Source organism: Oceanobacillus kimchii X50 (assembly GCF_000340475.1).
Classification (GTDB): Bacteria; Bacillota; Bacilli; order Bacillales; family Amphibacillaceae; genus Oceanobacillus; species Oceanobacillus kimchii.
Genome location: NZ_CM001792.1, coordinates 1,483,531 through 1,498,702 on the forward strand (window position 1 = coordinate 1,483,531; position 15,172 = coordinate 1,498,702).

Genomic DNA, 15,172 nt, shown 5'->3' on the forward strand with positions numbered 1-15,172 from the left:
GCACCCCTTATTCTTAAGTAAAGATTAGGGGTGTTTTTCTTTGTTTAATAAACTAAAAGAGCAGCAAAAGCCAGATTATATACTATTAATTATTTTATCATTACTACTAATAGCTGGAATTGTAATGGTCTTTAGTTCTTCTTATATATGGTCAGAGTATAAATTTAACGATGCCTTCTACTATTTAAAGCGACAAGCGCTATTCGCTGGTGCTGGAGTTGCTGCAATGATATTTTTTATGTTTATTCCATATTATACGTGGAAAAAATATGCAAAAATGATTTTATTCATTTGTTTCGTACTATTATTGCTTGTATTAATTCCAGGAGTGGGAATGGTTCGTGGTGGTGCGCAAAGCTGGATTGGCATAGGGGCATTTAGTATTCAGCCTTCTGAATTCATGAAATTAGGATTGATTATTTTCTTGGCATCTTTACTTTCGGAATATCAAAAGTATATTACTTCTTTAAAAAAAGGTTTCTTACCATGTTTATTATTAATTTTTACAGCGTTTGGATTAATTATGTTACAACCAGATTTAGGAACAGGCATGGTTCTCGTTTTAACTTGCATGATTATGTTGTTCGTAGCTGGTGCAAAGTTAAGTCATTTTTTCGGATTAGCAGGAATTGGCGTCATTGGTTTTATAGGTTTAATTGCTTCCGCACCATATCGAATTAATCGGATTACTGCCTTCTTAAATCCATGGGAAGATCCACTAGGGCATGGATTTCAGATTATACAATCTTTATATGCAATTGGTCCTGGTGGATTGATGGGGTTAGGTTTAGGAAATAGCTTACAAAAATATTTTTATTTACCTGAGCCGCAGACGGACTTTATATTTGCGATTATTGGAGAAGAATTAGGATTTATTGGAGGAGCAATGATAATTATATTGTTTTTCCTTCTGCTGTGGAGAGGAATTAAAATTTCACTTGAGGCTCCTGATTTATTTAGTCGATTATTAGTAGTGGGAATATCTTCTATGTTAGCATTGCAAGCTATGATTAATATAAGCGTAGTTATAGGATTGATCCCAGTAACTGGCATTACCTTACCCTTCTTGAGTTATGGTGGTTCATCACTTACGTTAACGCTATGTTCGGTAGGAATTCTATTAAATATAAGTAAGTACTCCAAAAGTATGGAAAGTAAATAGTCGGTAGAAAGTAGCTTTTATTGAAAAACTTCATATTCTATGTGATGTACACTACATCTAATGGTAGGTTTTGTGATATAATTTCTGTAAATAGAAGAAATGGCACATAACCTACCATTTCTATATTTAAAATGTTGATAAAGGAAGAAATGGAGATGAGTGACAAAAATGTAGTTTCAATAGAGGATCGTATTCCGAAATTGAAACATGCAAGAAAAAAGAAAGCGAATAGGCGTCTTATATTCTATCTATCTATCTTTTTTCTTCTAATAGCTATTGTTGTTTACTTGCAATCTCCATTAAGTCATATAAGGACGATTGAAGTAAATGGAAATACATTTCTAAATGAAGAAAAAATTATTAAATATAGTGAATTAACAACCGATACGAATATATGGACAATTAATACGAAATCTATTGAACAAGCTATTGCGAAAGATCCAGTCATTAAAAACATCCAAGTAAACAGAAATTTCCCCTCTACAGTAACGATGGAAGTAGAGGAACAACCAGTAATTGGTTATATTAATGTAGATTCGGATTATGTTCCAGTATTAGGAAATGGTGAGGTTTTGTCTGGTAATAATCAAGGTTTTACTGGTAATGCACCCTTTTTACATGGGTTTAATGAAGAACAATTAAAGCAATTAGCAACAGAAATGAAAGATGTCCCACAGAGTATTATGAGTCTAATTTCTGAAATTCATTGGGTCGAAACTGACGAAGATATTAATAAAATTATGCTATATATGAATGATGGGTATACCGTTTTAGGATCCTTAAGGGAAATAAGTAATAAAATTTCTGTATATCCTTCCATTGTCTCACAGTTAGAACCAGAAGATGAGGGAGTTATTCATATAGGTGTGGGTGTATATTTTGAATCATATCATGATGACGAAGATGTTACCGAACTAGAAGTTGATGAAACATCAGAGAATGATTCGGAAGATGGAGCCGAAGAGGATTAACATCAAAATAAAGTCACATAATTGTTTTTATCTACGAAAACTATATTATGTACCATTTTTTTGGTAAGTGAAAAAGGGTTATGACCTATTTATGTTGAATAACCTATATATATTTTATTTTTTCATTGAAATCTTTTAAAATAGTAGACTCTACAATGAATGGATAACGTAGTTTTAAGAAACATACTGAATGTTTCTGTAGGAGGTGCCTTTAATTGGATAATAGTGAAATTTTAGTAAGCCTAGATATTGGAACGACAATGATTAAAGTTATTATTGGAGAAGTACAATCAGATTCTCTAAATATTATTGGAGTAGGAACAGCAAAGTCAAATGGTATGAAGAAAGGTGCAATTGTTGATATTGATCAAACTGTGCATTCCATTCGAAATGCTGTAGAACAAGCAGAACGTATGGTTGGCATGCATATTGAACGAGTGGTGGTAGGTGTTAATGGCAGTCACATTCAACTACAGCCTTGTCATGGTGTAGTTGCGGTCCAAAGTGAGAATCGTGAAATTGGAGATGAAGACGTTACGAGAGTCATTGATGGCGCACAAGTAATTTCTATACCACCAGAACGTGAAATAATTGATGTCATACCTCGACAATTTATTGTAGATGGATTGGATGAAATAACAGATCCGCGAGGAATGATTGGTGTTCGTCTTGAAATGGAAGGCACGATTATTACTTGTTCTAAGACAGTTCTACATAATATATTAAAGTGTGTGGAGCGTGCTAATTTAGAGGTATCTGATATTTGTCTTCAGCCTCTAGCTGCTGGTACAATAGCACTGTCAAAAGATGAAATGAATATGGGAGCAGCTTTAATTGACATAGGCGGAGGTTGTACGACTGTATCTGTTTTTGAAAATGATCATTTAGTCTCTTCAAGTGTAATTAGTCTTGGTGGAGATAATATTACGAAAGACCTTTCCATTGGTCTACGAACCTCTACGGAGGAAGCGGAAGATATTAAGATGAATTATGGACACGCATTTTATGATGATGCTCAAGAAGATGAAACATTTGAAATATCAACAATTGGAAGTAATCAAAAACAAATATTTAATCAATTACAAATAGCAGATATGATTGAAGCGCGACTAGAAGAAATCTATGCTTATGTAGAAAGAGAAATTCGTAAAATGGGTTATAGAGAACTTCCAGGAGGGTATGTATTAACCGGTGGTACAATTGCAATGCTAGGAAGTCTAGAGTTAGCACAGGATTTATTTTACTCAAATGTACGAGTTGCAATTCCTGATTATATTGGAGTAAGAGAACCGCAATTTACTTCTGGAATTGGAATTCTTCAATTTGCTTATCGTAATGCGAAGATACAAGGTAAAGATTTATATCCATCAGTCGTCTTGGATACAGCTAGCCCACAAAAACCTAAAAAACAAGCAAAACCATCCAAAGAGAAAAAAGAAAAAAATGAAAGTAAAAAGAAAGAGTCAGGCTTTGCAAATCTATTTAAATATTTCTTTGACTAATAGATTTTAAAGTTACAAATTGATTTCGTTTAACATGTAATCTGGATATTAGGAGGAACGTACTATGTTGGATTTTGATACAAATATGGAAGAACTTGCAACGATTAAAGTAATTGGAGTAGGTGGAGGCGGAAATAACGCCGTAAACCGAATGATTGAGCATGGTGTTGAAGGCGTTGAATTTATTGCTGTAAATACAGATGCACAAGCATTAAACTTGTCAAAAGCTGAATCCAAAATTCAAATTGGAGGTAAGCTAACAAGAGGATTGGGTGCTGGAGCAAATCCAGAAGTAGGAAAAAAAGCTGCGGAAGAAAGTAAAGAACAGTTGGAAGAAGTACTAAAAGGTGCGGATATGGTATTTGTTACTGCCGGAATGGGTGGTGGAACTGGAACGGGTGCTGCCCCTGTCATTGCACAAGTAGCTAAAGACATAGGTGCATTAACAGTTGGCGTCGTTACTCGTCCGTTTAGCTTTGAAGGAAGAAGGCGTTCTACACAAGCAGTCTCTGGTATTGATACGTTAAAAGGAGCTGTAGATACACTAATCGTTATTCCTAACGATCGTTTACTTGAAATTGTTGATAAGAACACACCAATGCTCGAAGCTTTCCGTGAAGCAGATAATGTACTACGCCAAGGTGTACAAGGTATTTCTGATTTAATTGCAAAACCAGGACTTATTAATGTTGACTTTGCTGACGTGAAAACAATTATGTTTGATAAAGGTTCTGCTCTAATGGGAATTGGTATTGCTACAGGAGAAACAAGAGCAACAGAAGCAGCGAAAAAAGCTATTTCTTCCCCGCTATTAGAAACATCTATTGATGGTGCGCATGGAATTCTTATGAATATAACAGGTGGAACAAACTTAAGCTTATATGAAGTTCAAGAAGCTGCTGATCTAGTAACTTCTGCTGCTGACCAAGAAGTAAATGTTATCTTTGGTTCAGTAATCAATGAAAACTTAAACGACGAAATTGTTGTCACTGTTATTGCTACTGGTTTTGATGAAAATGCTAAAAAAGTTGATACAAGACAAAAACAGCAACGAACAAACATTGGTCAGTCACAACAAACTGCTACTAAAGATATGAATGAAGCTGCAAGTACTAGAGAATCACAACAACACCCGCAGCAGCCGCAAACTCAATCTCGTCCACGTCAGGATGAGGAAGAATTGGACATTCCAACATTCTTAAGAAATCGTAATAGAAATCGATAGGATGTAAATAAGCTAAATATAAAAATTCCAGCTATTAGATAGCTGGAATTTTTTTGTTCGTATTACAGCAAAAACGTGGGTTTTATTGGAATGAAAGATGACGGTTCCTTCTCAGGTTTGTATTTACCTGAAAAAATGTTCTTCTTTTTAAGTTAGCTAAAAACCTTGTCTTGTAAAAAGCATCCGTTTGTAATGAAAATCAAAACAGCGAACGTTCGGATTTCAAACGAAATATCTTATTAATTGAATACGATTTTCTCACCACCTATTAATATAATAAAACGAACCTTCGACATATTCTTTATAAGAATTCGTGAATTTAATTATAGTATTTATAGAACATACTCCAAATTTTACTTATATAGCTTGTGTTCCCATTGACAGGATTAGGTATAAAAAGTGTAAATTAGCTTATTTATGCATACAAGAAATGACAGACTTTGCTTAGCTCGTCATCTATACTTTTCATTAATTCCATTTCATTACTAATCTATGTTTTTCACACACTACCATTTGCATCAGGGAAGGAAGAGAGTTATTGACTATTTACCTCGATGCTGTCTGGATGCTGAATTTTTTGATTGATCTTATGTTACTTATGTTAGTAAAACTACTTGCAAGAGATTCTGTGAATATGTTGAGGCTTTTATTTGGGGCATTAATTGCATCTTTCATTGTACCGATAACCATTTTTTATCCAGAGTCTTTTATTAATGGAGCTAGTGGGAAGCTCCTTTATTCCGTATTGATTATATTTAGTGCCTTCGGATGGAAAGGTACATATCAGACATTGAAATTATGTTTATTGTTTTATTTTGTATCATTTGCTATTGGTGGAGGATTAACAGCTATACATTTTATGCTGTCAAGTCCTGTTTCTATGACAGCAAATGGTATGATCACATTCAATAAAGGATTTGGAGACCCAATTAGCTGGTTATTTATTTTTATTGGATTTCCAATTATCTGGTACTTCACAAAGAGACGTATGGACGAGCATGCTGGGGAACAAATTAAGTATGATCAAATGTGTGAAGTCTCGTTAACTCTAAATCAAAAAATACGACAAACGACCGGTTACATTGATAGTGGAAACCAATTGATTGATCCGTTGACAAAAAGACCAGTTATTATTTGTGATCGAACGTTTTTAAGTGAATGGTTCACAGAAAATGAATGGTTTCAACTGGAAAATGCAAAAAATAACTTAGAAATGGATGAAATTCCAAAACGTTGGCAGGATAAGATACAAATTATTCCCTATCAAGGTGTAGATGGTGGAAGTTCAATGATGATTGGTATTCGACCAGAAAGAGTGATAGTTAATTATAATGATCAGCAATTACTTGCTACAAATGTGATCATAGGAATTCAATTTGGAAATTTAGTGCGAGATAATAGCTATCACTGTTTATTACATCCACAAATTATGAAACAGTCAATTATACATTCAGCATAAAGGAGTGAAGGTTGTGCGCGTTTGGAAAGTTAAACTAAAATTGCGTTGGTATCAGCTGTTAATGAAATTAGGTTTAAAGTCAACTGAAATTTATTATATTGGAGGAAGTGAAGCACTACCACCGCCTCTTTCCAAACAGGAGGAACAAGAACTGTTAATTCGTTTGCCTAAAGGAGACAAGGCAGCTAGGGCGATGTTAATCGAGCGAAACTTACGATTAGTCGTTTACATTGCAAGAAAATTCGAAAATACCGGCATAAATATTGAGGATTTAATCAGTATTGGTACGATTGGATTAATAAAAGCAGTGAATACATTTAACCCCGAGAAAAAAATTAAACTAGCTACGTATGCATCACGTTGTATAGAAAACGAAATATTAATGTATTTACGTCGAAACAATAAGCTGAAATCTGAAGTTTCATTTGATGAACCATTAAATATTGACTGGGATGGAAATGAGTTACTATTATCAGACGTAATGGGTACAGAAGAGGATATAATCACGAAAAATTTGGAATCGACCGTAGATAAAACTTTATTAAAATCCGCATTAGAAAAGCTCAATGCACGAGAAAAACAAATAATGGAATTGCGCTTTGGACTCATAGGCGAAGAAGAAAAAACACAAAAAGATGTAGCTGATATGTTAGGAATTTCTCAGTCTTATATATCTCGTTTAGAGAAAAAAATAATTCGTCGATTAAAAAAAGAATTTAATAAAATGGTATAGCTTGATGTAATAAGGATTTTTCCATTTTTTATAATAGGGGGTCCATTTGTCGGTTGCATAAAAAATCCTTCCAGGGGAGATACTGTCCATGAACAGCATCATCGACTGGGAGGGTTGACTATAATGACAAGACATAAAGTAGAAATATGTGGGGTTGATACATCAAAGCTACCCGTACTTAAGAACGACGAAATGAAGAAACTATTTGTTCGAATGCAAGAAGAAGGAGACCTTACTGCACGAGAGGAATTAGTAAATGGTAATCTACGTCTCGTGTTGAGTGTTATACAACGATTTAATAATCGTGGTGAATATGTAGATGATTTGTTCCAAGTAGGTTGTATTGGCCTAATGAAATCTATTGATAACTTTGATTTATCACACAATGTGCGTTTTTCCACGTATGCTGTTCCAATGATTATTGGTGAAATAAGACGTTATCTTCGTGATAATAATCCAATTCGAGTGTCACGTTCTTTACGAGATATTGCATATAAAGCATTGCAAGTTCGTGAAAAATTAATTAGTAAAACTTCAAAAGAACCATCTCCGGCAGATATTGCGAAGGAAATGGATATACCTCAAACAGATGTTGTATTTGCTTTAGATGCTATACAAGACCCCGTTTCACTTTTTGAACCAATTTACAATGATGGAGGAGATCCAATCTTTGTTATGGACCAAATTAGTGATGAAAAAGATAAAGACTCAAGCTGGGTAGATAAACTATCTTTGAAAGAAGGTATGCATCAACTCAATGAGCGTGAAAAAATGATATTAAACAAACGTTTCTTTCAAGGAAAAACTCAGATGGAAGTAGCAGATGAAATTGGTATCTCACAAGCTCAAGTATCTCGCTTAGAAAAAGCAGCAATAAGTCAAATGAATAAGCAAATGTTCGAATAAGAAATAGGCGATGTTACAGTTAGAAAACCTGACCGCGGTAGATAGGTCAGGTTTTTTTGTATTGAAAACTTATTTTACGAAAAAATTAGGCTTGCTTGCATATATTGTATAAAGAAAGGATGATAGCTATGGTTAAATTATCGGAACTACAGATGAAAGAAATTATAGCAGTAGATGATGGGAGTAGGTTAGGTCATATAATTGATTTAGAAATAGACGGGAATAATGGGAGGATTCTTGCGATCATTGTAGAAGGCAAAGAAAAAAAACAAGGAATGTTTGCAAAAGCAGATGAACTTTTGATTGCTTGGGAAAAGATCGTTCGGATTGGTGAGGAAGTAATTTTAGTAAAAGAGATTTACGGACCTGGTATCTATGGTAGTGCATAAGGAAAATATTTCATAAATATGATACCATTATGACAAGATGAAATAGTATTTTCCGGGGGGATATGAGAGTGAAAGATATATTTATACAAAAAGAAGCGAGTTATTTTCATGTGGAAGAGTGGGAAAGAGAATATCCTGGACTATTGGTAGGCTTTACTACGAAAAATGGTGGTACAAGTATAGATGAATACAGTTCTTTAAATATGGGATTTCATGTAAATGATGACGAGAGTAATGTACTACAAAATAGAAAAGTACTGAGTAACCAATTGCAAGTAAATTTATCTAATTGGGTAGCTGGTGAACAAGTACATGATACGAAGGTGGCACTTATCCAGCCAAAAGATGTTGGTTGTGGAAGTAATACAAATAAAACATCATTATCTGGGGTAGATGGATTAATTATCCCTGCTAATGTAAATGCCTTAGCTGTATCACTATATGCTGATTGTGTTCCATTGTATTTTTTTGATCCGGTGACGAAATTTGTTGGAATTGCGCATGCAGGTTGGAAAGGTACAGTAGGGAGAATTGCAACTGAAATGGTACAGCCATTTGTAAACCTAGGATCTGATAAGAAAAATATTAAAGTAATTATTGGACCATCGATTTCAGTGGAGAATTACCAAGTGGATCTAAATGTTATTGAGCATTTAACTGAAACGGAAATGCAAATATGTACGAAACAAGTATCCGATAATCAATTTTTATTAGATTTAAAGGAGTTAAATAGAGAAATTCTTTTACAATCTGGTATTTTTCGTCATAATATAGAAGTAACCAAATATTGTACATATCGAGACGAAACGCTATTTTTCTCTCATCGTCGCGATAAAGGGAAAACAGGTAGAATGCTGGGATTTATAGGATATAATGTGTAAAAAGGGTGGAGAACGACAAAATGGTAGATGTAGCAACGAATTTATCTAATATAGAAGAGAACATTAGACAAGCTTGTGAAAATGTAAACCGTGATCCTGAAGATATTCATCTTATTGCTGTGACAAAATATGTTACAATTGAACGAACCAAGGAAGCAATCAATGCAGGAATTAACAATCTCGGTGAAAATCGAAACGAAGGTTTTTTAGAAAAATATAATGAAATTCAAAATCAAGTCCAGTGGCATTTCATTGGATCTCTACAATCACGTAAAGTTAAGGATATCATTAATCAAGTAGATTTTATACATTCTTTGGATCGATTATCATTGGCTAAAGAAATAAATAAACGAGCTGCTCATCCAGTTAACTGTTTTATTCAAGTAAATGTGAGTGGGGAAGAGTCGAAACATGGCATTTCTCCAGAAGAAGTAATTACATTTATCGAGCAGTTATCGATATACGAAAATATTAAAGTAGTTGGTCTAATGACAATGGCACCACATGTGGATGATCCAGAAAATGTGAGACCTGTATTTAAAAAATTGAAAAATCTCCGTGATGATGTAACAAAAAAAAGTTTACCACACGCACCTTGTAAATGGCTTTCAATGGGAATGAGTAATGATTATCACATTGCGATTGAAGAAGGAGCCACACATGTACGTATTGGGTCAAAACTCGTTGGATAGAATTTTTAACAAGAGAGGTGAGGGAGATGAGCTTTAAAAATAAATTAAAAGATTACTTCATGGGTGAAGAATATGAGTATGAATATGTTGATGATGATGATGATAAGACTCAAGAACCAAAACAGAAAGATTCTAAAGCGAGCACAAAAAATGTAGTTAATTTATCTAGCGTGCAGCATAGTAACTCTCGAGTAGTGTTAATTGAACCACGTAATTACAATGAAGCACAAGAAATTGCGGACAATATTGTTAATCGCCGTGCGGTAATTATTAATCTGCAAAGGGTAGATCATCAACAAGCAAAACGAATTGTTGATTTCTTAAGTGGTACTGTATATGCTGTCAATGGTGATATCCAGAAATTAGGAGCAGAAACATTTTTATGCACACCAGATAATGTAGAGGTATCAGGTACAATCTCTGAGATGTTGTACGAACAGGAAGAATATGATAAAGGATGGTAACAGCGTATGATGCAAATTTTAAATCTTATTAGTATGGGTATCACAATATATAGCTTTGCTCTATTTGTTTATATTATGATGTCTTGGTTTCCAGGAGCAAGAGAATCCTCATTTGGAGAACTGCTTACAAAAATTTGTGAACCTTATTTAGAAATATTTCGTAAGTTCATCCCACCACTAGGTATGATTGATTTATCTCCAATCGTAGCTATTATAGTACTTAATCTTGCACGTGCAGGAATTTTTGAGTTTTTCCGAATGTTTATGTATTAAAGAAAGGAATTATCATGGAAGTTTATCAACATTTTCGAAAAGAAGAACAGCCTTTTATTGATCAAGTACTTTCGTGGAAAGAACAAGTAGAACGTTCTTTTATTCCGAAGCTAACGGATTTTCTCGACCCTCGTGAGCAAGAAATAGTCATAATGTTGATGGGGGAACAAAATGAGGAGCTTCAGGTAAAAAGTTTTGGCGGTGATAATAATAGTGAGAGAAGGAGAATGCTATTAGCTCCAAAATATGAAGGAATAACAGAGGATATGTTTCAAATTGAACTACTCGAAGCAAATTTCCAACCAAAATTTGTAACGATAGACCATCCAGATGTAATGGGAGCTTTTTTATCACAAGGAATTAAGCGGAAAAAACTGGGTGATATTATCATTTCGGATGGGAAGATACAAATTATTGCGGCCTCAGAAATTTCTCCATTTGTACAAATGAATCTAACATCGATTAAAAAATCATCTGTTCATTTTGAACAGCAGGATTTACAATTACTGATAAAAAAGAATGAAAGCTGGATTGAGCATGATCGAACCGTGTCCTCACTGCGTTTGGATACGATAATTAAAGAAATTTATCCAATTTCAAGAAAAGAAGCCACTACTTTTATCCAAAAAGGATTAGTAAAAGTAAATTATAAAATAGTTGATGACAATAAATTTCAATTGCAGGAAAAGGACATGATTTCGATTCGAGGTCATGGAAGAAGTAGGCTTACTACTATAAGAGGAAAATCAAAAAAAGATAAAGTGAAAATTACAATTGCTACACTGAAATAATGGTATAATTAATGCAGGAATAATTATTTATTTGTCGAATTAATGTGTAATAAGGATTTTTAAGTATTTATATCGCTTAAGGAGGTGACGATGGTGGCATTATCACCATTGGACATTCATAATAAAGAGTTTGCAAAAGGATTTCGCGGATATGATGAAGATGATGTAAATGAATTTTTAGATCAAATTATTAAAGATTATGAGCTAGTTATTCGTGAAAAGAAAGAGTTAGAAGAGGAAGTTAGACAATTACGTGAGCGTTTAGGCCATTTTACTAATATTGAAGAAACATTAAACAAGTCTATTCTCGTTGCACAAGAAACAGCAGAAGAAGTAAAAGGAAATGCTTCAAAAGAATCGAAACTAATTATAAAAGAAGCAGAAAAGAATGCTGACCGTATTGTAAATGAGGCACTTAGCAAAGCGCGTAAAATTTCTTTAGATGTGGAAGAGTTGAAAAAGCAAGCGAAAGTATTCCGCACTCGAATGCGTATGTTAGTACAAGCGCAATTAGAAATGTTGGGTACGGATGATTGGGAAGAGTTGTTTGATACAGAGATCGATGAAGAATTAGAGCTTTTAGAACAACAATCATAGTGACTTGACGTTTATGTGAAAATTACATATAATTCTATAAAATATATAGAAATATGAACAGGTAAAAGCAATGAAAGAGACAGTATAGAAGTAGAACCGATACAGCGAATTGAGGATGGTGTGAGCTCAGTATGGTAAGCTTTTAGAAGATCACTCTTGAGTTTTCATTACGAAATAAGTAGTAATGAACGGTTCATCTCCGTTATCGGTTTTAAAGTGAATGTAATGTATCAACATTAGATTTATAAGGGTGGTACCGCGAGTCTTCTCGTCCCTTTTGGGATTAGAAGGCTTTTTTTGTTATAAATAGGAGGTTTTATTGTAATGGATTACAAACAGACATTATTAATGCCAAAAACTGCATTTCCGATGCGTGGAAATCTACCAAACAAAGAACCAGAACGACAAAAACAGTGGGAAGAAACGAATCAGTACGGAAAAAATTTAGAACGTACAAAAGGTCGACCTTTATTTATTTTACATGACGGTCCTCCTTATGCTAATGGAGATATCCATATTGGGCATGCGTTAAATAAAGTGTTAAAGGACTTTATTGTTCGATATAAATCAATGACCGGATATCATGCACCATATATTCCTGGATGGGATACACATGGTTTACCAATTGAGACGGCATTAACAAAGAAGAAAAAAGTGAAACGTAAAGAAATGGATGTAGCTGCTTTTCGTAAGTTATGTGAAGAATATGCACTTGGACAAATTGATAATCAACGCCAACAATTTAAACAATTAGGAGTTCGAGGTGATTGGGATAATCCTTATATCACACTGACAAAAGATTATGAGGCATCACAAATTAAGGTTTTTGGAGATATGGCGAGAAAAGGATATATTTATAAAGGCTTAAAACCAGTCTATTGGTCTCCTTCATCTGAGTCTGCATTGGCAGAAGCGGAGATTGAGTATCAAGATAAGCGCTCACCATCGATTTATGTAGCCTTTGAAGTGAAAGATGGGCAAGCTTTATTATCCGGTGGAGAGAAATTTATTATTTGGACTACGACACCGTGGACATTACCTGCAAACTTAGGAATCAGTCTACATGCTGATTTAACATATATCGTTGTCCAAGTAGAAGATGAAAAGTATATTATTGCAGAAGCTTTGTTTGATGATGTAAGAGAATCACTGGGTTGGGAGAACCCTCAGGTGTTACAAAGCTTTAAAGGTAAAGAAGCAGAAAGAGTAGAAGCAAAACATCCATTTTACGATCGAACATCACTAGTAATGTTAGGAGAGCATGTTACAACAGACGCTGGTACAGGATGCGTTCATACAGCACCTGGACATGGGGAAGATGACTTTTATGTCTCCCGTAGCTATAGAATAGATGCTTTCTGCCCGGTAGATGAGAAAGGTGTGTTTACCCAGGAAGCACCAGGATTTGAAGGTTTATTCTATGATGAGGCTAATAAAATAATCACAGAGAAATTAGATGCAAGCGGTGCTTTGCTCAAGTTAGAATTTATTACACACTCCTATCCGCATGACTGGCGAACGAAAAAACCGACTATTTTTCGTGCAACAGCACAATGGTTTGCCTCGATTAAAGATTTTAGAGTAGATATTCTGGAGGAAATTAAACAAGTGAATTGGTATCCTCATTGGGGCGAAACGCGATTATATAACATGGTTCGAGACCGAGAAGATTGGTGTATCTCTAGACAACGTGCTTGGGGTGTCCCTATTCCAGTGTTTTACGAAGAAGATGGCACACCAATTATTACAGATGAAACGATCAATCACGTCTCGGAATTATTCCGTGAACACGGTTCAAATATTTGGTTTGAAAAAGAAGCTAAAGACTTATTACCAGAAGGGTTTACTTCCGAGCATAGTCCAAATGGTAATTTTACGAAAGAAACAGATATTATGGATGTTTGGTTCGATTCTGGATCTTCGCACGAAGGTGTTTTGCTAAACAGAGAAGATCATCAACGTCCAGCTAATGTATATCTCGAAGGAAGTGATCAATACCGTGGCTGGTTTAACTCATCTTTATCTACCTCAGTTGCAGTAACTGGAAAAGCTCCATATAAAACAGTAATCAGCCATGGTTTTGTTTTAGATGGTAATGGTAGAAAGATGAGTAAGTCGTTAGGAAATGTCATCGTACCATCAAAAGTACAAAAACAATTAGGTTCTGATATTTTAAGACTATGGGTATCTAGTGTTGATTATCAGGCAGATGTTCGTATCTCTGATGATATTTTGAAGCAAACGTCGGAAAGCTATCGTAAAATCAGAAATACGTTTCGATTCCTATTAGCAAACCTTGCTGATTTTGATCCTAAAACTGATCGTGTAAAAGAAGAGGACCTGGAAGAAGTAGACCGTTATATGATCCACCGTTTGCAGAATGTACTAGCGGAGGCACACAAAAACTATAATCAGTATGAATTTGCTCCTGTCTTCCAACAAATTCATCATTTTTGTTCCGTTGATTTAAGTTCATTTTATCTTGATTTTGCGAAGGATATTCTTTACATTGAAGCGAAAGACCATCCTCGCAGACGTAGTATTCAAACGGGATATTATGAAGTGCTAACTAGTTTAGTGAAACTAATTGCCCCAATTATTCCGCATACTGCAGAAGAAGTTTGGGAATACATCCCAGGAGCGGAAGCAGAAAGTGTTCATTTAACGGATATTCCAGAAGCACGGCAAGTTGTAATTAATGGACAAACGGTGGATAAATGGAATCACTTTATGAAAATCCGAGATGATGTATTAAAAGCTTTAGAAGAATCTCGGAGTGAGAAAGTTATTGGTAAATCATTAGAAGCAAAGATATTTATTGCAGCTAAAGATGAAGAGACTAAAAAAGTATTAGAACAAATGGAGCACTTACATCAATATTTTATTGTCTCAGAAGCAGTAGTTGTTGATAAGTTAATAGATGCAAAAGAAGGTAACTATGTAAATGTATTGGTTGAGGTACACCCTGGAGACACGTGTGAACGCTGTTGGGTCTCTTCAGAAACAGTAGGTGAAAATAAAAACCACCCATCTTTATGTAACCGATGTGCTGATGTAGTGACCAAACATTATGCTGAATGAAAATGTATTACCATATAATATAATTTAAATTAAGGCAGATGATTTC

General features: G+C 34.6%; 15 protein-coding genes and 1 other annotated feature. All 15 genes read left to right on the plus strand.

What is annotated here, in order from left to right:
- The first annotated feature begins 40 nt into the window (after window positions 1-40).
- The 15 genes from spoVE to ileS all read left to right on the plus strand — a co-directional run bounded on the left by spoVE (window position 41) and on the right by ileS (window position 15,126).
- Window positions 41-1,162 (plus strand): stage V sporulation protein E, encoded by a 1,122-nt coding sequence (gene spoVE / locus C794_RS07865; RefSeq protein WP_017796588.1) that lies wholly within the window; start codon window positions 41-43, stop codon window positions 1,160-1,162.
- Window positions 1,163-1,317: 155 nt separating this feature from the next.
- Window positions 1,318-2,133, plus strand: coding sequence for a cell division protein FtsQ/DivIB (locus C794_RS07870; RefSeq protein ID WP_017796589.1), 816 nt, complete (start codon window positions 1,318-1,320; stop codon window positions 2,131-2,133).
- A 215-nt stretch (window positions 2,134-2,348) separates the two neighbouring features.
- Window positions 2,349-3,635 carry a cell division protein FtsA gene (gene ftsA, locus C794_RS07875; protein ID WP_017796590.1) on the plus strand — a complete coding sequence of 429 codons (1,287 nt, stop codon included), beginning with the start codon at window positions 2,349-2,351 and terminating at the stop codon, window positions 3,633-3,635.
- A 64-nt stretch (window positions 3,636-3,699) separates the two neighbouring features.
- Entirely contained in the window at window positions 3,700-4,860 is a 1,161-nt protein-coding gene (ftsZ, locus tag C794_RS07880) for a cell division protein FtsZ (protein ID WP_017796591.1), read from the plus strand.
- 538 nt (window positions 4,861-5,398) lie between these two features.
- Entirely contained in the window at window positions 5,399-6,319 is a 921-nt protein-coding gene (spoIIGA, locus tag C794_RS07885) for a sigma-E processing peptidase SpoIIGA (RefSeq protein WP_017796592.1), read from the plus strand.
- A 13-nt stretch (window positions 6,320-6,332) separates the two neighbouring features.
- On the plus strand, window positions 6,333-7,052 hold the full coding sequence (gene sigE, locus C794_RS07890) for an RNA polymerase sporulation sigma factor SigE (protein WP_011065876.1): 720 nt from the start codon (window positions 6,333-6,335) through the stop codon (window positions 7,050-7,052).
- A gap of 123 nt (window positions 7,053-7,175) precedes the next feature.
- Window positions 7,176-7,958 (plus strand): RNA polymerase sporulation sigma factor SigG, encoded by a 783-nt coding sequence (sigG, locus tag C794_RS07895; RefSeq protein ID WP_017796593.1) that lies wholly within the window; start codon window positions 7,176-7,178, stop codon window positions 7,956-7,958.
- A gap of 128 nt (window positions 7,959-8,086) precedes the next feature.
- The gene (locus C794_RS07900) at window positions 8,087-8,347 is read left to right on the plus strand and encodes a YlmC/YmxH family sporulation protein (RefSeq protein ID WP_017796594.1); all 261 of its coding nucleotides are present in this window, start codon (window positions 8,087-8,089) and stop codon (window positions 8,345-8,347) included.
- 62 nt (window positions 8,348-8,409) lie between these two features.
- Window positions 8,410-9,228, plus strand: coding sequence for a peptidoglycan editing factor PgeF (gene pgeF, locus C794_RS07905; protein WP_420872746.1), 819 nt, complete (start codon window positions 8,410-8,412; stop codon window positions 9,226-9,228).
- 20 nt (window positions 9,229-9,248) lie between these two features.
- Window positions 9,249-9,920 carry a YggS family pyridoxal phosphate-dependent enzyme gene (locus C794_RS07910; protein ID WP_017796596.1) on the plus strand — a complete coding sequence of 224 codons (672 nt, stop codon included), beginning with the start codon at window positions 9,249-9,251 and terminating at the stop codon, window positions 9,918-9,920.
- Between the two features lie 26 nt (window positions 9,921-9,946).
- A complete protein-coding gene (locus C794_RS07915) occupies window positions 9,947-10,384 on the plus strand; it encodes a cell division protein SepF (protein WP_017796597.1) in 438 nt (145 codons plus the stop codon).
- Window positions 10,385-10,390: 6 nt separating this feature from the next.
- Window positions 10,391-10,657, plus strand: a complete 267-nt coding sequence (locus C794_RS07920; RefSeq protein ID WP_017796598.1) for a YggT family protein — start codon at window positions 10,391-10,393, stop codon at window positions 10,655-10,657.
- 14 nt (window positions 10,658-10,671) lie between these two features.
- Complete coding sequence (locus C794_RS07925; protein WP_017796599.1) at window positions 10,672-11,448, plus strand: YlmH family RNA-binding protein; 777 nt, start codon at window positions 10,672-10,674, stop codon at window positions 11,446-11,448.
- Between the two features lie 93 nt (window positions 11,449-11,541).
- Window positions 11,542-12,045 carry a DivIVA domain-containing protein gene (locus C794_RS07930; protein ID WP_026133759.1) on the plus strand — a complete coding sequence of 168 codons (504 nt, stop codon included), beginning with the start codon at window positions 11,542-11,544 and terminating at the stop codon, window positions 12,043-12,045.
- A gap of 61 nt (window positions 12,046-12,106) precedes the next feature.
- Window positions 12,107-12,324, plus strand: a binding site (T-box leader).
- A gap of 45 nt (window positions 12,325-12,369) precedes the next feature.
- On the plus strand, window positions 12,370-15,126 hold the full coding sequence (gene ileS / locus C794_RS07935) for an isoleucine--tRNA ligase (protein WP_017796601.1): 2,757 nt from the start codon (window positions 12,370-12,372) through the stop codon (window positions 15,124-15,126).
- Window positions 15,127-15,172 lie beyond the last annotated feature (46 nt).